The 19,810-nt window shown below is 51.1% G+C and carries 20 protein-coding genes and 1 other RNA gene; 13 read left to right on the top strand and 8 right to left on the bottom strand.

Features of this window, described 5'->3' with window-relative positions; all coding sequences use genetic code 11:
- Position 1 precedes the first annotated feature (1 nt).
- From ACMYR3_RS07020 to ACMYR3_RS06995, 6 genes are all read left to right on the top strand, one after another.
- Positions 2–736 (top strand): TIGR00730 family Rossman fold protein, encoded by a 735-nt coding sequence (locus ACMYR3_RS07020; RefSeq protein ID WP_424195855.1) that lies wholly within the window; start codon positions 2–4, stop codon positions 734–736.
- A gap of 125 nt (positions 737–861) precedes the next feature.
- A complete protein-coding gene (locus tag ACMYR3_RS07015; RefSeq protein WP_424195853.1) occupies positions 862–2,202 on the top strand; it encodes a carbohydrate porin in 1,341 nt (446 codons plus the stop codon).
- A 140-nt stretch (positions 2,203–2,342) separates the two neighbouring features.
- A complete protein-coding gene (locus ACMYR3_RS07010; protein WP_424195851.1) occupies positions 2,343–2,753 on the top strand; it encodes a DUF2782 domain-containing protein in 411 nt (136 codons plus the stop codon).
- A 9-nt stretch (positions 2,754–2,762) separates the two neighbouring features.
- On the top strand, positions 2,763–3,731 hold the full coding sequence (locus ACMYR3_RS07005) for a homoserine kinase (RefSeq protein WP_424195849.1): 969 nt from the start codon (positions 2,763–2,765) through the stop codon (positions 3,729–3,731).
- 71 nt (positions 3,732–3,802) lie between these two features.
- Positions 3,803–4,582, top strand: a complete 780-nt coding sequence (locus ACMYR3_RS07000) for a BPSS1780 family membrane protein (protein ID WP_424195847.1) — start codon at positions 3,803–3,805, stop codon at positions 4,580–4,582.
- A gap of 181 nt (positions 4,583–4,763) precedes the next feature.
- Positions 4,764–6,788 (top strand): putative bifunctional diguanylate cyclase/phosphodiesterase, encoded by a 2,025-nt coding sequence (locus ACMYR3_RS06995; RefSeq protein WP_424195845.1) that lies wholly within the window; start codon positions 4,764–4,766, stop codon positions 6,786–6,788.
- Between the two features lie 62 nt (positions 6,789–6,850).
- Here the strand turns inward: ACMYR3_RS06995 and rpiA are convergent, their stop codons facing one another.
- On the bottom strand, positions 6,851–7,552 hold the full coding sequence (gene rpiA / locus ACMYR3_RS06990; RefSeq protein ID WP_424195843.1) for a ribose-5-phosphate isomerase RpiA: 702 nt from the start codon (positions 7,550–7,552) through the stop codon (positions 6,851–6,853).
- A gap of 48 nt (positions 7,553–7,600) precedes the next feature.
- Between rpiA and tal the strand changes: the two genes are divergently transcribed.
- The 4 genes from tal (at position 7,601) to ACMYR3_RS06970 (ending at position 11,845) form a co-directional block, all read left to right on the top strand.
- Positions 7,601–8,563: a transaldolase gene (tal, locus tag ACMYR3_RS06985; protein WP_424195841.1), complete on the top strand. Its 963-nt coding sequence runs from the start codon at positions 7,601–7,603 to the stop codon at positions 8,561–8,563.
- Positions 8,560–9,117, top strand: a complete 558-nt coding sequence (locus ACMYR3_RS06980; RefSeq protein WP_424195839.1) for a chorismate--pyruvate lyase family protein — start codon at positions 8,560–8,562, stop codon at positions 9,115–9,117. Before tal ends, ACMYR3_RS06980 begins: the two co-directional genes overlap by 4 nt.
- Before the next feature lie 43 nt (positions 9,118–9,160).
- Positions 9,161–10,894 carry an SGNH/GDSL hydrolase family protein gene (locus ACMYR3_RS06975; protein WP_424195837.1) on the top strand — a complete coding sequence of 578 codons (1,734 nt, stop codon included), beginning with the start codon at positions 9,161–9,163 and terminating at the stop codon, positions 10,892–10,894.
- A 69-nt stretch (positions 10,895–10,963) separates the two neighbouring features.
- The gene (locus tag ACMYR3_RS06970) at positions 10,964–11,845 is read left to right on the top strand and encodes a thermonuclease family protein (RefSeq protein WP_424195835.1); all 882 of its coding nucleotides are present in this window, start codon (positions 10,964–10,966) and stop codon (positions 11,843–11,845) included.
- Between the two features lie 16 nt (positions 11,846–11,861).
- Here ACMYR3_RS06970 and ACMYR3_RS06965 read toward each other — a convergent pair whose 3' ends face one another.
- Positions 11,862–12,464: a DUF2238 domain-containing protein gene (locus ACMYR3_RS06965; RefSeq protein WP_424195833.1), complete on the bottom strand. Its 603-nt coding sequence runs from the start codon at positions 12,462–12,464 to the stop codon at positions 11,862–11,864.
- Between the two features lie 170 nt (positions 12,465–12,634).
- On the opposite strand from ACMYR3_RS06965, the gene ACMYR3_RS06960 reads away from it, so the two are divergent.
- The 3 genes from ACMYR3_RS06960 to ACMYR3_RS06950 all read left to right on the top strand — a co-directional run bounded on the left by ACMYR3_RS06960 (position 12,635) and on the right by ACMYR3_RS06950 (position 14,895).
- The gene (locus tag ACMYR3_RS06960; RefSeq protein ID WP_424195831.1) at positions 12,635–13,084 is read left to right on the top strand and encodes an RrF2 family transcriptional regulator; all 450 of its coding nucleotides are present in this window, start codon (positions 12,635–12,637) and stop codon (positions 13,082–13,084) included.
- Between the two features lie 97 nt (positions 13,085–13,181).
- Entirely contained in the window at positions 13,182–14,378 is a 1,197-nt protein-coding gene (gene hmpA / locus ACMYR3_RS06955; protein ID WP_424195829.1) for an NO-inducible flavohemoprotein, read from the top strand.
- A gap of 13 nt (positions 14,379–14,391) precedes the next feature.
- Positions 14,392–14,895, top strand: coding sequence for a hypothetical protein (locus ACMYR3_RS06950; protein ID WP_424195827.1), 504 nt, complete (start codon positions 14,392–14,394; stop codon positions 14,893–14,895).
- On the opposite strand, the gene recR is transcribed toward ACMYR3_RS06950, so the two are convergent.
- From recR to ACMYR3_RS06920, 6 genes are all read right to left on the bottom strand, one after another.
- Positions 14,892–15,491 carry a recombination mediator RecR gene (recR, locus tag ACMYR3_RS06945; RefSeq protein WP_424195825.1) on the bottom strand — a complete coding sequence of 200 codons (600 nt, stop codon included), beginning with the start codon at positions 15,489–15,491 and terminating at the stop codon, positions 14,892–14,894. The two genes, ACMYR3_RS06950 and recR, sit on opposite strands and share 4 nt — an antisense overlap.
- A 296-nt stretch (positions 15,492–15,787) precedes the next feature.
- Positions 15,788–16,114, bottom strand: a complete 327-nt coding sequence (locus ACMYR3_RS06940; protein WP_424195823.1) for a YbaB/EbfC family nucleoid-associated protein — start codon at positions 16,112–16,114, stop codon at positions 15,788–15,790.
- Between the two features lie 87 nt (positions 16,115–16,201).
- A complete protein-coding gene (gene dnaX / locus ACMYR3_RS06935; RefSeq protein ID WP_424195821.1) occupies positions 16,202–18,187 on the bottom strand; it encodes a DNA polymerase III subunit gamma/tau in 1,986 nt (661 codons plus the stop codon).
- 312 nt (positions 18,188–18,499) lie between these two features.
- Positions 18,500–18,598: signal recognition particle sRNA small type (gene ffs, locus ACMYR3_RS06930), an RNA gene on the bottom strand.
- Between the two features lie 184 nt (positions 18,599–18,782).
- A complete protein-coding gene (locus tag ACMYR3_RS06925; protein ID WP_424195819.1) occupies positions 18,783–19,301 on the bottom strand; it encodes a hypothetical protein in 519 nt (172 codons plus the stop codon).
- A 66-nt stretch (positions 19,302–19,367) separates the two neighbouring features.
- On the bottom strand, positions 19,368–19,799 hold the full coding sequence (locus ACMYR3_RS06920; RefSeq protein ID WP_424195817.1) for a GNAT family N-acetyltransferase: 432 nt from the start codon (positions 19,797–19,799) through the stop codon (positions 19,368–19,370).
- Positions 19,800–19,810: the final 11 nt, after the last annotated feature.

Below are 19,810 nucleotides of genomic sequence, written 5' to 3'. Positions count from 1 at the left end.
TATGAATAGCAGAAAAATACCGCCCACTTTGCGTGAAGTCGCTGACAAGGATGTCGCTACCGCCAAGAAAGCACGAGAGTCATGGCATGTGCTGTCGATTATGGCAGAGTTCATCGAAGCCATTGAGTATCTTTCCGAAATCCGTCCTGCGGTATCCCTCTATGGCAGCGCCCGCTTAAAGTCGGACACGCCGGAGTACCAGCTCACCTACCAGATTTCCAAATTACTGTCGGACACCGGCTTTGCTGTGATTTCCGGTGGCGGCCCGGGTATCATGGAAGCCAGTAACAAGGGCGCTTATGATGGTGCTTCGGCGGCGGTTGGCCTGAATATTCAATTGCCGATGGAGCAGAAAGGCAACTCCTATCAAAATGTCTCTTTGACTTTTCGTCACTTTTTTGCCCGCAAATATGCGTTTGTACGCAGCGCCGACGCGTTTGTGGTGATGCCTGGTGGCTTTGGCACATTGGACGAATTGTCCGAAGTGCTGACGCTCATCCAGACCAAAAAAGCACGCCATATTCCGATTGTTCTGGTGGGCCGTGAATTCTGGGCAGGCCTGTTTGACTGGTTTAAAAAGACACTCCTGACCAAAGGTGTGATTGGCCAGAATGATCTGGATCTGATGGTGATTGTAGATACTGCCGATGAAGTGGTCGACGCTATCATCCAGTTTTATGAAGGCCGTGAGCTATCCCCTGTACCCAAAGACTTTGATCAGATGAACTCGCTCTGATCTTTGCAACAACCAGATAATCCGGCAGCAATGCCATGATCACAATATGGCGTCATGGCCTTGTCACCGGCCTGTCACCGCTGTGTCATATACTCGCGCCTTTCGATCTATCGAGTTTTAGCACTATGCCCCGCCAGTCAATCATCATTGCCAACCTGATTCTGCTCAGTAGTTTGTGGATGGCATCGACTCCTGTCCTGAGTACCGAGCCGCCAGCCCAGCCAAGCGAAGACTGGAATATTCATCTGCAAAGCACCTACATCTGGCAACGCAAGGCGGCTTTTAGCAGTCCGTATAGCGGCCCCAATAGTTTGAGCGGTGACTATGAAAAGAGTTACTCCCTGACCGGTTCCATGGCACTCGGCTGGCGCGCCTGGCAAGGCGGCGAGCTGTATTTCAACCCGGAAGTGGCGCAGGGTGTGCCCATGTCCAATCTGCTCGGGCTGGCCGGTTTTCCAAATGGCGAACTGGCGCGGACTTCGGGTGCCTCACCCACTTTTTATCGGGCCCGGCTGTTTTTACGGCAGACCATCAATCTCGGTGGTGAATCCGAATATCTGGAAACCGATGCCAATCAACTTGCTGGTTTTGCCGATAAAAATCGGCTGGTGATTACCGTGGGTAATCTGTCGGTACTCGATATTTTTGACGACAACAGTTATTCGCATGACCCGCGCACCCAGTTCATGAATTGGGGGCTATTTACCCACGGGGCCTACGATTACGCCGCCGATTCACGCGGCTACACCTGGGGAGTGGCAGCAGAATATCTGCACGATGACTGGGCAATTCGTGTGGGACGTTTCGTTCAACCAGGCGAGCCCAATATGCTCAAGCTTGATGAGCGTATTTTTCGGCATTACGGTGACCAGATCGAACTGGAACATAGCCATCAGCTCGCCGGACAACCAGGCAAATTGCGGCTGCTGGTATTTCGCAATCGCGCCATCATGGCCCGTTATGACGATGCCCTGAGTCTGGCGGCGCAGACTGGCGGCGTGCCAAATATCAACCTGGTGCGGCATGGCGAGCAGATCAAGCATGGCGTGGGGATCAATCTTGAGCAAGCCATCACCGATGATATTGGTGTATTTGCGCGTGCCTCCTGGGCCGATGGCAAAACCGAAACCTATGCATTTACCCATATTGACCGCAATTTCTCGCTGGGTTTGTCCATACAAGGCAATCGCTGGCAACGTGCCGAAGACACCTTTGGCGTGGCCTTTTCACGCAATGGCCTGTCGGCAGCCAGCCGCAACTATCTGGCGCAGGGTGGAATTGCCTTTTTTCTGGGTGATGGACAACTCAATTACCGCAGCGAAAACACGCTGGAAACTTATTACAGCGCAATATTATGCAAAGGCTGGCGTGCCACACTGGACTATCAGCACATCGATCACCCCGGCTACAATGCCGATCGCGGTCCGGTACAGATTTGGGGCGCGCGTCTGCACGCCGAATATTGAGTCGTATTTAAGCCACTTTTAAAGGAGTATATGCAAATATTAACTCCTTAAGTGCGTTAATATTGATTGTTATTTTATACACTATACCAGTATAAATATAAACCCAGCCAGCCAGCCGACAAGTTTGCTACACTAGCATCATGAAAACCCATATCGCTCCGTATTTCACCTCATTTATCCCGCAGCGCCGTGCTCTTGGCTCAGTGCTCGTGTCCATGCTCATAGTCATGTTAGGTGGCTTGCTCGCACTACCATTGATCACCTTGGCTGCCGACAAACCCGCCAATTTGCAACCGTTGCCCGATGTACCACCGCCGCCGCGCATGACTTCACCCAATGCCACGCCGGACGAAGCGCCGACCATTACGATTCGTGAAGAAAAAGGTACGCGCTACGAGGAATATCGCAAGCAGGGCAAGATTTATCAGATCAAGGTGACACCGCCCACCGGCGTGCCCTATTACCTGATTGATGAAGAAGGCAAAGGCCAATATGTGCGCGCCAACCAACCTGTCACACGCCCGCCAATGTGGTTGATTCTCGAATTCTGATCTGATTTCATGGCTGTATTTACTCCTGTCTCCGAGATTGAACTGGCCGACTGGCTGGCTGACTATAAGCTCGGCAAACTGGTCAACCTGAAAGGGATTGCCAGCGGTATTGAAAATACCAATTTCTTTGTCACGACCGAACTGGCTGGCGAGCAGCATGACTATGTGCTGACCATTTTTGAAAAGCTGACACTCACTGAGCTGCCCTTTTATCTGTATCTGATGCAGCATCTAGCCGAACGCGGCATTACCGTGCCGGCACCCATGATCAATTGTCATGGTGAAATTCTCGGCACCCTCAAAGGCAAGCCTGCCGCCATAGTGACGCGCTTGAAAGGCGCTTCGCAAATGGCACCCTCGGTCGAGCATTGTGCTCAGGTCGGTGCCGAACTGGCACGCATGCACCAGGCTGGCCGCGACTATCCACGCCAGCAACCCAATCTGCGCGGCTTGGCCTGGTGGCGGACGACCGTACCGGAAGTGCTCCCTTATCTGACCAGTACCAATCAGCAATTGCTGCAATCGGAATTGGCTTATCAAGAAAGTATCGCCGCTTCAACTGACTATGCCCGCCTGCCGGTTGGGCCAGTGCATGCCGATCTGTTTCGCGACAATGTGCTCTTTGATGGCGACCGTCTCGGTGGCTTCTTTGATTTTTATTTTGCTGGTTGGGATACCTGGTTGTTTGACCTGGCGGTCTGCGCCAATGACTGGTGCATTGACTACACCACCGGACAACTGAATGCGCTGCGCACGCGCGCCATGCTCCTGGCCTATCATGGTGTGCAACCCCTGGACGAACTCGAACATGCGCTCTGGCCTGCCATGCTGCGTGCTGGCGCCCTGCGCTTCTGGCTGTCCCGTCTTTATGATTTTTATTTACCCCGTGCCGCTGCCATGCTGACCCCACATGACCCAAGCCACTTTGAGCGGATATTAAAGAATCGTATTGCGAGCACTCCCATCTGGATTGACTGAGTCGATGCCCTCATCCGTCGTATTTCTGCCACCTTGCCAGCCATCAACCGGCCCTCAACCCACACAAGCACATGCAACTGATTGAACAACCCGCCAAAGCTGGCATGCACTGGATCAAGATGGGCTGGATGATCTATCGCAAACAACCCATCGCACTCACCACCCTGTTTTTATCGTATCTGTTTGCGGTCAGCGTGCTCACGCTGATCCCGGTGCTGGGTGTGATCCTCCCGCCACTGCTGGTGCCTGGCATCACCTTTGGTTTCTTCAAGGCCGCTGAAGCGACCATCCTGGACAAACCCATTTTCCCATCGCTGCTGATTGCCGGTTTTTATGAACCAGGCAAGCCGTTCAATCAGCAACAGGCGATTGAACTGCTGATTCTTGGCGTATTTTATCTGACCGGTCTGTCGGCCATTTTGATGTTGACCTCGCTCGTTGATGGCGGAGTCCTGCTCAATATGATGAGTTCGGCTGACAAGGTGGATCTGACCGACGATCAAAAAGTGGCCATGGCCGAAGGGCTGATGCTGGCCATCTGTTTATATATCCCGCTCTCTTTGATTCTCTGGCATGCCCCCGCATTGGTGGTCTGGGAAGGCCAAAAAGCCATCAAGGCCGTCTTTTTCAGTGCGGTGGCCTGCTGGCGCAACAAAATGCCCTTTATGGTGTATGGCGTGGGTTGGCTGACTTTGCTGTTATCCATTCCCATGAGTCTATCGATTCTTTTCAATCTGCTGTTTGAAGATCCAGGTCTGATTCGTATGCTGGTGCTGCCGGTATTGATTGTCATGAACACCGTGTTTGTCTGCACTTTTTACCCGATGTACAAGGCGACCTTTCAAGAGTAACGATCCCGGGCTGCAGTTCCAGCCAACATATTGCTGGCAAACGCATTGAGCATCGGGCAACACTCAATATTCAACGCTTCATCAACTCGTCAATAAACGGGCTAAAAGCCGCTTTATTCAAGCGAAGAAAAGTGCAGATCCGCACTTAAGCTAGCAGTCAAAATGCCTTTCGACTGCCTAGATGAATTCTGTTCCCGATCACATCACTCACTCCCCTCGCCCTGCGACTCAATCATGGGTGCAGCGGCACGCCTTGATGCTGATTTTTTTACTCGTGACATCAATGGGCTTCATCTTGGCTGGTTTTATTGCTCACTCCAGCCAGCGTGTCACCGAAACCTCATCGCAACTGATTCGCGAAAAAATTCCGCAACTCCAAACCATCGGCCAGATTGAAAATACCTTATTAAGTATTCAGACCAGCCATTATCAAGTTTTTGCCTATTCAATTACCCTTGAAGAATTTTCTGCACAGCTTGAACAGCAGTATGCTGTGATAGACCATGCCTTGGTCAATCTCAAAAAAGACTTTCCACTGAGCCAGGATCTCGCCATTATTGAAGAGAATTATCAGCACCTGAAAATGCTGCCGCCCAGGCTGATCAAGTTGATGCAAGCCAGTCAGATAGATTGGGACGAGGCACGCGCAGTATTGGTCGAGTTATCCATTGACAATCGGGAAATCCAGGATCAATTACTCAATATCCGTAAAACCACTGAAAATGCCGTGCTGCAAGCCAGTGGCTTGACTGGCAAACAAGCACATCAAGTGGTTCAACTGGTGACCTTGTACAGCATCGTGATCTTGCTGATTGCCGTACTGATCATGCATTACCTGCGACTCAAAAATCAGGCCGAAAGCCGACTACTCCATAATGCCTATCACGATGTCATCACCGGACAACTCAACCGCCGCGCTCTGGAAGAAAAAATCCAGTCAGTGGGTCTTGCACCATATCGGCTGGCAATCATTGCCATCGAACGCTTTGATCGCATGGAAACCGCCTTGGGACATGCCGAAACCGACAAGATACTGCGTCATATCGGCAATATTCTGCAAGACAAAATACGTCACTGCGACGCCACCCTGTACCGTCTTGAAGGCGCATCTTTTGGCTTGTTATTCGCGCTGTCCAACACCGCAACCATCAATCAGGTTGATACCCTGTTAAATCACATGGGTGACGCGCCAATCACCATCAAGGGCTATGATTTACTCATCGCACTCTTGATTGGCACCGCCGAATTTCCGATAGATGGCAATAATCCCATCACCCTGCTGCGCAATGCCAGCTCAGCCCTACGCCATGCCAAGCTGCAACAGCTTAACTATGTGCAATACGCTGAAATTCAAAACGCCCAAAGCCAGGAAAAACTGGCCATGGAAGCCGCTTTGGCACAAGCCATTGGGCGCCAGGAACTGGAGCTGCACTATCAGCCACAGGTGGATACGCGCCAGCAAAAAATCATCGGTTTTGAAGCACTGATTCGCTGGCGTCGAGCCGGTAAACTGGTTTCACCGAGCGAATTCATACCCTTGGCAGAAGAATCCGGTTTAATCATTCCAATTGGAGAGTGGGTCCTGCAGGAAGCCTGTCGGCAAGTGCTGCTTTGGCAGCAAATGGGCTTTATTGATCTGGTGATTGCCGTCAATATCGCACCACGGCAATTTCAGAGCCCGGGTTTTGTCGAGATGGTCAAACGCACACTGAAAGAATCCAACATCGCCGCCAACCAGATTGAACTGGAAATCACCGAGAGTGCCATCATGCATGACCCCAATAAAGTCACGCGTGAATTACAGGAGTTGCGCAAGCTTGGTCTGCAATTGGCCATTGATGATTTTGGCACAGGTTATTCCAGCCTGGCCTACCTGCAACGTTTTCCCATTGATAAACTGAAAATTGATCAGAGCTTCACAAAACGTTTAAGCCATATCGATGCAGGTGACTCCGCCATCGTGCAAGCCATTATTCGTCTGACCCAGTCGCTCAATATGCGCGTGATCGCTGAAGGCGTGGAAACCGCAGAGCAACTGCAAATCCTGCAAAACCTGGGTTGTCACGAAATTCAGGGTTATCTGTTCAGTCGGCCTTTGACAGTGGCCGATGCCAGCAAACTACTGGTATCAGAATTGGTACACATTCGTCAGCTTTACGCAAAAATGAGCGATGATGCATCTGCCATTGATAGCTTCAGTGCGTGATCACTGCCACTTTCCAAATGTTAGCCAACTGACTCCTGGCAATTGGCTAATGATTCCTCCATTCAAAAATGAATGGTCTCCACGCCCATTGGCTTACCCAGCAACACCACATTGGCGCCCTGTCTGGCAAATAAACCGACCGTCACAATCCCCGGCCATTGATTGATTTCAGTCTCGGTGGCGACCGGATCCGTAATCTGCATCCCGCGTACATCAATGATGTAGTTGCCGTTATCAGTTATCAGCGGAGCACCATCCTTGAGGCGTACAGTACCCTGCCCGCCGAGCTTGGCCAGCGATCGAATGATTTGCGCTGCCGCCATCGGGATGACTTCAATGGGCAAGGGAAACTTGCCTAACACCGTCACCCACTTGCTGCCATCGGCAATACAGACAAATTTTTCAGCAACTGCGGTGACTATCTTTTCCCGCGTCAATGCCGCACCACCACCCTTGATCATTGCGCCCTTGGGGTTGATTTCATCCGCACCATCAATATAAACCGGCAGGCTTTCCACCTCATTGAGATCAAACACCGGAATACCGTGTGATTTAAGCCGTGCCGTACTGGCCTCCGAGCTGGAAACCACACCCTTGATGGTGTCTTTGATACCCGCCAGCGCATCAATAAACAGATTGGCGGTCGAGCCAGTCCCCACACCAATAATGGCACCAGGCACCACATAGGCCAACGCCGCTTCGGCAACCAGTTGTTTAAGTTGATCCTGAGTCAGGGGCGCAGATGTTTTTAAGGGTTCTGTCATGGGGACACACTACAATAGGGTTTATGATCAGCCTATTGTAAAAGAGCCATGAGCACCACAACACAAACCCAACTGGAACAACTCAAACAATTCACCACTGTGGTTGCCGATACCGGTGATTTTCAGGCAATGAGTGCCTTTCGTCCGCAGGATGCCACGACGAATCCTTCACTGATACTCAAAGCGGTACAAAAACCGGCGTACCAGCCCATATTGCAAACTGTTGTCAAAGTGCATCAAGGTGAGTCGGTTGCCCGCATCATTGACCATCTGCTGGTTGCCTTTGGCCTCGAAATCTTGAAGATCATTCCTGGTCGCGTTTCTACTGAAACTGACGCACGCCTCTCATTTGATACGGCTGGCACCATTGCCAAAGGACGCGAACTGATTGCCCTTTATGAAGCCGCCGGAATTGGCCGTGAACGGATTCTCATCAAGATTGCCGCCACATGGGAGGGTATTCAGGCCGCCAAGGTGCTGGAAGCCGAAGGCATACACTGCAATATGACGCTGCTATTTTCGCTAACGCAGGCCATCGCCTGTGCCGAAGTCGGCGCACAATTGATTTCGCCATTTGTAGGGCGCATTTATGACTGGTTCAAAAAGGCCAACAATACCGACTACAGCGGCGCCGATGATCCTGGCGTGCAATCAGTACAACGCATTTATACCTATTACAAAAAATTTGGCTATCGCACCGAAGTCATGGGTGCAAGCTTTCGCAATACCAGCCAGATTATTGAATTGGCAGGTTGTGACCTGCTCACCATCAGCCCCGAACTGCTGCAAAAGCTGAACGACAGCAATACACCCGTCACACAAAAACTGTCGGCGCAATCAGCGGCCCGGACCACACTTGAAAAAATCACGCTGGATGAAACAGCGTTTCGCTTCATGCTCAATGAAGATGCCATGGCCACCGAAAAACTGGCTGAAGGCATCCGGCTATTTTGCGCTGATGCCGTCAAGCTCGACAAGCTGGTTGCCGAATCAGGCCAGACACTCACATGATGACGCACTGGCAGGCTCAACTACCTGCCTCTTTAAAATTTGAACAAAAAGATCTGGCTAACTGGCTGCAAAGCCGCAGTTCCCTCACCGCGTTATTACGTGCCGCCAGCCAACAATTTGCGGTACAACGTTTGCGCCAAGGCCCCGCCTTGCCCTTGGCGGATGAGTTTGCCTGTTTGTCATTACATCGGCCCCAACAACTCTTGCAACGGGATATTCTGCTGGTTTGCGATGATCAGCCCGTTATCTATGCACACACCATTGTCTTGCCTGACGCCATCAAACAGCACTGGCCTTTTTTTAATGGACTGGGCAATCGCTCATTAGGCAGCCAGCTTTTTATCGATCCCAAAGTGAAACGCGGCAGCCTGCAATTTGCCAAACTACAGCCCAATCACCCCCTCTATCTGGCAGCTCAGCAAGCTGTGTCGCACGCCAGTCACGGCGGCCAATCACTCTGGGCACGTCGCTCCTTGTTCAGCAGAGGACAAGGCACCATGCTGGTCACCGAAGTTTTTTTACCGGCAATGAATCAGCTGCGTCTATCAGAATAAGCCATGTCATCAAACTGTCTTTAACATCCAGTAAAGTAAGGCATTGTCACGTCCATTCAGACTAGTCGGTTTTGCCGACTGGAAAATATCGCACTTCATGTTACGTCGTCAGTTTCTTAAAACATCAGGCCTTACCGCATTAAACAGCGCGACACTACTGATCTTACAGGCTTGCGGTGGTGGTGGCCCAGTCGTGAGTAATCCACCCGTACCCGTGGACCCGCAGACTGGATCAAGCTCAGGTTCTTCATCTAGTTCTGGTTCTAGTTCCACTTCAAGTTCCGGCTCAGATCAAAATCAATCCAACGCTCCTAGCCCACCCCCCCCTTTTTATGGTGTAGTGACCAGCTACGATCTCAACGATCCAGACGTCGTACTTGCCCGTACCCTCACCAGTATGCCGCAGCCCTTACCAGGTACCAATGAAAAGGGGGAATACACGAGCAACCTCATTCAACCCAACAATACTGTTCCTGATATAGATTCGGCACTAGGTTTAAAAATGCCCATTGGCACCAATCTCGTTATGAGTAACTTTGTGAGTAATGGCAAATTACAAACGATTGGTCAATGTTATTTCGAGGTTGAACATACCTACTTTGCCGCAAGAAGTGATCAGTCATTGGGTTCCAGCGGACAAGCACTCATTAATAGCGAGAACCCACTGCAATTAAGCCAGTCTACCCCGGCAGTATCCGGCAAATTCATGGCGATAATTATCGACACAGCCAAATTAGTTGGTCTATCGAATTCACAAGGCAGCGCAGGTAGTCACTTCAACAATATTGCAGTGCCAGCAACACAAACCCACATTCCTGTTGTGCTTTACTGGCAAGACAGTAGCTTTGGCATCTATATCAATGGTCGATTTGGTGGCGTCGTCAATACCACACTGACCAATATTCAAGATATTGTCAAAAACCTGGCCCTGGCCAGTTACTCTGGTCGAATACGCAATATTTTGCTGGTCAATCGTTTACCCACTTTTAAAACACTCTCTGAAGACTATCAAACCTTTTGTATTTTTGGAGATAGCTACTCTACTGCGGGTCAAAACCCTGAAGGCAGTGGTAGTTACGATGGCGCAATCACCTCGCAACTGGAAGGTCAATTAGGGCTGGCAAAAGTCAAACTGAACTGGCCTTATGCTGGCGTCAACACAAATAGTGGTGCCAATCTGCAAACCTTTCCTGGACACCATTTATTTGGATATCAAAGCGAAGCTGCTCCCCTTGATATTGCCATCGACAATGAACCCGTTACCAATTCGACGACCTTACTCTGGGATAAATTGCATATGACCCTGCAACTTAATCCAACTTGTATATTGATTCAGGCAGGCGTCAATGACTGGTTTGATGGGACGACTTATGGAAATTTAGATGGCGCTAAATTCCAAAGATGGTTAAAGCGTTACGTTCAGCGAATACTTGGATTGGACACTTTTGGCTTTGGAAAATACCCAGTCACCAGCGTCAAAAGATTATTTATTGCCACGACACCATTTGCCCCATTGGTTGACACCAGCGGTCTGCGTGCTAAAGATGCTGTGACAGACAAAGATAGCAAATATGCGGTTCTCGACTGGTTCAATGCTACCTATCCAACACTGATCGGCAAGCTAGTCATTGTCCCCGTCTTTGAAGCCTTTGGCGGTCTCAATGCCAGTGACACGCTGTTCAATAGCAGCAACGGTGACTTCCTGCATCCCAATAATCGCGGCACCGCCTTGATGGGCAAAACCTATGCAGAAGCGATCCTGAAGAATCTGGGTTGACGTCATCTTGTTGTCATAAGTCCATGACTCAATAGCAGACATTCAATTACTGCTATTGAGGAGACTGGCATGCCGCTGACCCGCTTTAAAGTCATTCATGGTCGTTTTGTGATTACCGGTTATGAGCCTGACGGTGATTCGATGCGCTTTATCGCCAATGACATCACCCAGTATGATGACTTGCATCGTGCCTACAAGATCATGCCGTCCAAGCGGGATGGCAGTGTGCAATTACGGTTTGAGGGTATTGACGCACCGGAAACCCATTATGGTTCGGCAGCGCAGCCCTTGGGTGATGTGGCCCGTGACGCTTTGCTCAAGCTGGTAGGTTTTAATCATGTTGACTATGGTGGTACCGGTAACAAGGTCATCAGTGCATCACCGGCTGAAGTTGCAGGTTGCATCCTTACCAAGGGTGCCGAAATCCATGGCCGCCCGATTGCCTACATCCTGATTGGGGGCGATCATCGTACCGATGGCAGTGTGATCAACGTTGATAACAAATTGCTCAAGCAGACGCTCAATTATCAGCTGGTCGAGCAAGGTCATGTTTATAGTCTGCTGTATAGCTCCACGCCGCTGCCGCATCGCAAACTGTTCAGAACCGCGGCTAAAACCGCCCGCAATGCTTCATTGGGAGTTTGGTCTGTTGATGAAACCAGTTCATTCGTTTTAGACAACCAGGCTTCCATTGATCCCCATGGGGCCCTGATCTTCCCCAAACTGTTTCGCCGTTGTACCGACTTTCTTAAAACCGCCGGAGGTCAGGCCGAACCCGGCTTTGATCTGGGCGACTGGCTCGCCGCCAACCCCATGCAGGATGATCAGCTCTATATTGAAGCGGCCATGGGAAAACCCATCCAGATGCACCTTTCTGGCTTGATTGAGCAACGCAATCATCGCGTGACCGTGCAAGGTGATATTTTGGATGTTGTGTTTATTGAAAAATAAAATATTGTCGGCATGATCATCGACGCAATTGATGATCATGCCAGCGACTCAGCAAGAGCTGGGAAATCATTGCGCCAATCCAGGCCAGGGTCATGTCCATTTGCGTGTCCCAGACATCGCCTTGCGTCCCTAAAAAAGCATCCGCCGCTGTCCCCGAGCTGAGCGCGACCAGCATTTCAATAATCTCATAGACCGCGCTGATTGCCAGCGCTACGCAAATACAGAGCAAACCCAGCAGCTTGCCAGATTGCAAGGTGGTTTTTCGCAAAAGTATTTCCCTGGCTATCATGGCGGGCACAAAGCCTTGCGCAAAATGACCGATCCGGTCGTAATGGTTGCGCGCAAAGCCAAACCAGTTTTCCATCCAGTAACCCAGCGGCACTTCGGCGTATGTGTAATGTCCGCCTAATATCAAAATCGCACAATGCAATGCTATCAAGCAGGCCAGCATGGGCGTCAAGGGAAAGCTACGTCGTGTCAACCAAAGGATGGGCGCTGAAATCAGCACGGGCGCGACTTCCAGAAACCAGGTGAATCCATCCTTGGGGTGGATCGCTGAAAGCAGCAGCAATAAGCCAACCCCTATCACCAACCCTTTTTTTAAATGCATATTTTGCATTGCTCTATGTCCTCATCAGTTGGCTCGATTGTAGTCAAATTCAAGGCAACGCTCGCCATGGAATAAGTTGAGCAATAACCTGATAATGCGCAGGTGATTTACTCTCACTAAGTTGCATTAAATATACAACTTATATACACTTCAACCCATTGCTGATTCATGGAGTGCTTATGCAACTCACCCGCTTTACTGATCTCGGTCTGCGTGTCCTGCTTTATCTGACCCATAAAGAACGCGATACCTTTGTGACAATTGCCGAAATCGCCGAGCAGTTTGAAGTGCCACACAATCACCTCATTAAAGTGGTGAATCGACTGGGCAAACTGGGCTGGATTGTCGCCACTCGCGGGCGCAATGGCGGCTTAAATCTGGTTTGTGATCCCAAGCGTTTGTCATTGAGCACTATCATTCAAGGTCTGGAAGGCACCACGCAACTGATTGACTGCGCCTCCCCGCCTTGCGCATTAAAGTCGGGCTGTCAGCTCAAGTCGGCGCTGGATATTGGCTTGCGGGCTTTTTATACCTCGCTGGACAAAGTCTATCTGGCCGATATGGTCAAAACCCCCACTGGTGAAAAAATCGTCAAGCTGCATCGCGATTACCAGCTGCGCTATCACTAACCAGGCGCACCGTACCACTTGAAATCGTTCTGTTAACCAACGTTGGTTTTTGTTTGTCCTAATTGTTGCATTTTATATATTACTTTAAGGAGTTGTCATGCTGTCCCAAGAAGCACTGCCCATCGTCAAAGCCACCGTACCCGTCTTGCGTGAATATGGCAGCGCCATCACCAAACATTTTTATCAACGCATGTTCAATCATCATCCTGAACTGCGTAATCTGTTCAATATGGGCAACCAGTCCCAGGGTGATCAGCCCCAGGCCTTGGCCGCTGCGGTTTATGCGTATGCCGCCAATATTGAAAACCCGGCAGCGCTGTTGCCCGTACTGGAGCGGATTGCGCAAAAGCATGTCAGTCTGGGCATTCAACCAGCTCAATACACGATTGTGGGCAAGCATTTGCTGGCTTCCATCAAAGAAGTATTGGGTGATGCGGCCACACCTGCCATCATGGCCGCCTGGGATGAAGCCTATTGGGTATTGGCTGGCGAGTTGATTGCCCGTGAAGCGCAAATCTTTCAGACCAATCAGTGGCGCGCTGGCCAGGCTTGGCGCAAAGTGGTGGTCACACATAAAGAAGCCGCTGGTAGCGATTGCGTAAATCTGTATTTGCGTGCCGAAACCGGCAGCCTGCCAAGCTTTGTCCCAGGCCAATATTTGAGCGTGGCCTTGGATCTGCCTGAGCTATCTTTGCGCCAGATTCGCCAGTACAGCCTGTCGATGGCACCAGGCTCGGATCAATGGCGTATCACCGTCAAGCGGGTGGAAGCTGCCAGCACCCCCGCCGGGATGATCTCCAACCGTTTGCATGATGATATTGCCGTTGGCAGCGTGCTCGAAGTCGGCCCGCCTGCCGGTGACTTTGTTTTGTCGGATGTCACCGATGAACCGATTGTGCTGCTGAGCGCAGGCGTTGGTATCACCCCAATGGTCAGCATTTTGCAAACACTCGCACTACGGGGCTGCCAGCAACCCGTCTGGTTTATTTATGCGGGAACGGAAGCACATCGTTATGCCTTACGCGACGATGTGGAAGCTGCTCTGCGCTCCCTGCCACAAGCGCACTATCACGTTTGGCTGGAACAACTGGAAGAGCCTGCCAACAGCCATGTGCACAAGGGACGGGTCGATCTATCCACTCTGAGCCAGCTACCCGCCAACGCCAGCTATTATTTGTGTGGCCCACAAGGCTTCATGCGTGAACAACGTGCCGCCCTGATTCGTTTGGGGGTATCACCCGCACAGATTCAGCATGAAGTCTTTGGTCCGGACCTGCTCAGTCATCTGATTTAAGTCTGACTCAAACATGGCAAGCACTCTGGTCAGGCTTTGGCAAAGACTACGTCATGCCATCCGGCGTTATCAGTCGTCTTTGCTCGCTGTCATGGTGGCGATCAGCACCTTGCTGATTGGCCAGCATTGGCAGCAAGCCGCCAGTAGCTTTCCATTTGTGATTAGCGCCCTGATGAGTCATCGGCATAACAAGTCACTGACACAGCCGAGGCCAGTCTTCCATCTAACAAGATGGGGCATTAAATATCCCGCATCCATCATGGCGCTCAATGCCTCTGCCCAACACGCCATGATGAGCGTATTGGGTTGGGCTTGTTATCACTTGCCGTGCAATGCAAGCTGGCATCATCTGATTGGGGTGATTGTGCTGATTGTGGCCAGCCAGCATGTCAAACATCTGCCGGCCTTGGCCAGTGGCGGTGCTACCCTGCTGGGCGCACCCTTGATGGCTTTACTTGCGCAAACTGCCGCCTTTGGCTTGCTGATGCAACTGGAAAAGACCGCATCTAGTCCCTAAGACTCACTCCGGCGATCTAGCAAGGCCCGCGCCACGGTGCCAACATCCACATATTCCAGTTCGCCCCCCACCGGCACACCACGCGCCAGTCGGGTGGTACGCACACCGCGGCCACGCAATAGCTCACTCACATAATGCGCGGTGGCTTCACCTTCACTGGTAAAGTTGGTCGCCAGGATGACTTCTTCCACCGTGCCATCGGCAGCGCGCTCAATCAGGCGTTCCAGATTGATTTCCTTGGGGCCCATACCGTCCAGCGGTGAGAGTCGCCCCATCAACACAAAATACAAACCACGATAACTATGGGTCTGCTCAATCGCCAATTGATCAGCCGGCGTTTCCACCACACACAGCAGTTTGCGGTCGCGCTGCGGATTGGCGCAGGTATCGCAGATCTCTTGTTCAGAAAAAGTATTACAGGCACGACAATGCTGAACCTGCGCCACCGCCTGCAACAGCGCTTCGCCCAACATGCTGGCACCATCGCGATCATGCTGCAGCAGATGAAACGCCATACGCTGTGCCGACTTGGGACCAATGCCCGGTAAACGCCGCAAGGCTTCAATCAACTGTTCCAGGGGGGAATGGGGTTTCAACAATCAGTCCGCTTTGCTAGATGATGGAATGGGAAATCTAGAAGAGAAGTTATTAGGCAGTAAAATTAACTATGTAGATACTCTAGGTATGTATAAAAAATGAATCAATATATACGCACTATAGAACCTTGTTTTTAATCATACTCCCTAATTTTAGATATTTTTTACTAAAAACCGGCAAGGCCGTTCAAGCGATTTGCCAAGGTGCAAGTGGATATAACACCACCGGCAGCCTTGGCGATTGCCAAAGACCGGGTTGATCAACCCAGCCCAAAGCGGCGCACACCCAGGCCGTATCAGAAAGGCAGTTTGAATCCGGGTGGCAATGGCAAACCAGAAGTCAGGCCGGACATTTTTTCAGAAGAAGTCTGCTCGGCTTTACGCACTGCATCGTTCATCGCCGCAGCGACCAGATCTTCCAGCATGTCTTTGTCATCTGTCAACAGACTAGGATCAATCGTCACGCGTTTGACTTCGTTGCGGCAAGTCATGACGATCTTCACCAGACCGGCACCAGACTGACCTTCCACCTCGATCGAGCCGAGCTGTTCCTGCATTTTTTTCATGTTGTCCTGCATCGCCTGAGCCTGTTTCATCAGACCTGCAATTTGACCTTTCATCATGATGTCATCCTTATAAGAGCTTGATTGAATTAGATATAAATAGTTTTTTGTAAATCAGACGGCTGCGCTTTAGTCGATTGATGTGACTTACTTGCTCACCGGCTTGATGGAGCCTTCAACGATTTTGCCATCGAATTGCGTCATCAGCATTTGTATCATCGGATCAGCCATGGCGACTGCCTGTGCATTCGCCAACGCTTCGGCCTGCACGGTAGCAACCCGCAACGCAGCGGTATGGTGCGCACGCCCCAATTCCACCTGCAAACGAATTGGCCGACCATAATGGCTGGCAATTGCCTGCTCCAGTTTTTCGGGGTTACCGCGCTCGGTCAGTGGCTTGGCGGCAACCTTTAAGGTCCACACATCATCGGCCGTGGCAATACATTCGGATTGATAAGCCAACTCCCGCACCAGTGCCTTGACCAGCCCTGCCTCGGCCATATCAATAGCCAACTGCGGCCAATCAATTGCCAGATTGGCGACCGGCTCGGGCAGCGATTCAGGCGTGCCCGACTTGGTTTTGGCAGGCGTGGTTTCCTGGGTGTTGCCATGAGCGATACCCGCAGCGGCTGATGGTGTAACAACGGCTGCAACGAGTGGTGAGACAGGAGGTGCCACAAAGGGAATCACCTCCGCCGTGGGGCGCTGTGCCATGCCCGCTTGTTCGGCAGCCATTGGCTCACGCATGGCCAATGCCGCCGACGATTGGCGATTGGATGGATAAGCCGCGCTATTGCTTGGTGTGCTCATGCCGCGTGATCCGCCAGTCTGACCACCCGCCTGCAAGGCTTCGAGTGCCGCACGCGCTGGCGACATAGGCCGCGCCGCGGAACTTTGCGCGCTCGGCGCATGGGTCGTCTGGCTTGCCGCTGGTCTGGCAGGTGCGGTTTGAGTAGCTGGCGCAGCGGCTTGCCGTGGTGCTTGATTGCTCGTGGCTTTGGCCGGACCATCCTGTCCTGGCTGCGGCTTTACATCATCGGGACGAAACGCCAGCATGCGCAACAGCGTCATCGAAAAACCGGCAAATTCATCGGGTGCCAGATTGAGGTCTTGCCGACCATGAATCGCAATCTGATACAGCAACTGCACCAGCTCGGCACCCAGCAATTGCGCCAGCCGTTGCACTTCGCTGGCTTCGGGTAAAGATTCATCCAGCGCACCCGGCACCAGTTGCACCAGGGCAATCTGTTGCAGCAAGGCAGCCATATCCTGCAACACACCAGCAAATGACACACTGCGCGCCGCCAGTTCATTGGCAATCGCCATCAGGGTAGCGCCATCTTGTGCGGCCAGAGCATCCAGCAAACGAAACAGATAGGTCTGATCCAGCGCACCCAGCATGCCACGCACGGCTTCTTCACTCACCTGTCCGGCGCTATAGGCAATCGCCTGATCGGTTAATGACAACGCATCACGCATGCTGCCCTGTGCGGCTTTGGCAAGCAACTTGATGGCCGCCTCTTCAAAACCAATCTGCTCCTGCCCCAAAATATTTTGCAGGTGTCCAACAATCTGCGGTTGTGGCATCTGCTTGAGGTTGAACTGCAGACAGCGCGACAGCACCGTGGCCGGAATCTTTTGTGGATCGGTCGTGGCCAGAATAAATTTGACATAGGGCGGCGGCTCTTCCAGCGTCTTTAACATCGCGTTAAAGGCGTGATTGGTGAGCATGTGCACCTCATCAATCATATACACCTTAAAGCGCGCTGCCGCTGGCTGGTAATTGGCCTGCTCCAGCAATTGCGCCATTTCATCCACACCCCGGTTGGACGCCGCATCCATTTCAACGTAATCAACAAAACGGCCCGCATCAATCTCGGTACAGGCACGACACACGCCACACGGCGTGGCGGTAATCCCACCCTGCCCGTCCGGGCCTTCGCAATTGAGTGATTTGGCCAGAATCCGCGACAAGGTGGTTTTACCCACGCCGCGTGTACCAGTAAACAGATAGGCATGATGCAGCCGCTGCTGCGACAAGGCATGCGTCAAGGCACGCACAACATGTTCCTGTCCTACCAGCGTGTCAAAACTGCGAGGCCGATACTTGCGGGCGAGAACGAGATAGGACATGGCGATGGCGGTCAGTGTGAGCGTGTTGAAATGAGCGAGGGATTATTGCAGCAAGGTCGAAGAACAGACGAAAAAGAACATCCTCAGAACCCGATTATCAAACAATATGTCAGTCACAACCAGACCTGCTTGAAAGTACCGATTGAAGGTACCAGCGGTGGCTGCCAACAATCCACAACAGCCGCTGCAAACCGCAGTTTCATCAGTAAGCGTCGTTAAACAGCTCACCCAATGCTGATAAAGCCATGACTGGTAATAACCGGCCAAACCAGCGCAGCATGATGAACAACCCATACCAACGAAAGAAAATTAGGAGGCGAGCCTTGATCTCGGCACTTGGCGATAACGACTGTGGCTGCTTCGTTCCCGACCTGACCAGGTTCACCGCGCACCAATGCGAGGAGGCCCGCCAGCAAGCATTCTAACAGGATGTCCGACGCTGGTCATGCTTATGATGATGAATATTGATAAAGGTGGGGAATGAGGCACTGTTCGCTGACACATATACAGACTTGTTGTTTACTTTAGCTGGAAGTAATTAGGCCCGTGTCGGAGTAGGATGTTGAAGATAGAAGATGACTCTATGATCGAAAAGTTATGCCTGAGATAATTTATGGGTTTTACTACGCAGTAACTCTAAGGCGGACTCTTCATGCCGAATGTCTTTCTCAACATGGATCGTGAGTTGACGAACCTTAGAAAGCATAGTGTCAATCTCCGCTGAATCTGTAGCGGAGTTAGAGAGTTGCTCAGCTGTTATACGACGCTTCGGGTAGTCACTGCGCAAGACCTCTACAGATCCCAAATTTGACTTTAAGCGAGCAAATTCATCGGAATGGCTTTCATGCAGCGCGGGATTCTCCTTAAAGAGCTTGATCTTATGAGCTGTAACAAATGCCAATGTTGCAAGCTTGGTATATTGCGAATCAAGCTCGTTCAAGAGTTCTCGGTGTTTTTCGGCAAAAACGCGGCGGTCAGTTTCTGCCTTGATGTTGACATTCAGCTCATGCGCTTTATGAGCCGTCCAGTTCGCACGAAGGCTGATGAATAGGGCAATCACGGCAACAAGGAGTGCGGAGTTGCTCTGCAGGAAATCTATAAAGATATTCATCATATAAAAAGCTAACGAAGAAGTTATCAACTTATATTGCTTTACATTCGGATCAGGTAGACAGCCTAATTAGCGAGCACTGGATAATACCTTCTGGTAGACAGTTATATTGTTACCACTTCTTGAATTGTAGAAAGTATTTACGCTCGAAAAGCCGAATCCTTCAAACAGTGAACAGCTTTCAACATTGTCCTCACGGATAGTGCATTGGAGCAGGCGAGCATTTTTTTCACGGGAAATACGTTCGGCTTCTTGCAGCAATGCCTTAGCATGCCCCTTTCGGATTTCGGTTGCAGCCACAGTAAGGTGCAAGATTTCAGCTTGGTACCACTGAACTCCCTTGACTTCAACACAAGCAACCACTTTGCCAGACTCAGAAATGTGGACAAGGTAATTTTCCTTATGCTCAAGGACATCTTGATAGGTGTATGGCCTAATGAGTTGGTTCCGCTCGTTCAGGAGCGTAGCAATTTGATCCGCATGTTCTTTGAGAAGTGGCATTATGTACTCGC

Origin of the sequence: Ampullimonas aquatilis (assembly GCF_049675895.1) — a bacterium.
In the GTDB taxonomy this organism is placed as follows: Bacteria; Pseudomonadota; Gammaproteobacteria; order Burkholderiales; family Burkholderiaceae_D; genus Ampullimonas; species Ampullimonas aquatilis.
Note: the sequence above shows the minus strand (reverse complement) of the source record. Positions and strands in the feature narration are given on the sequence as shown.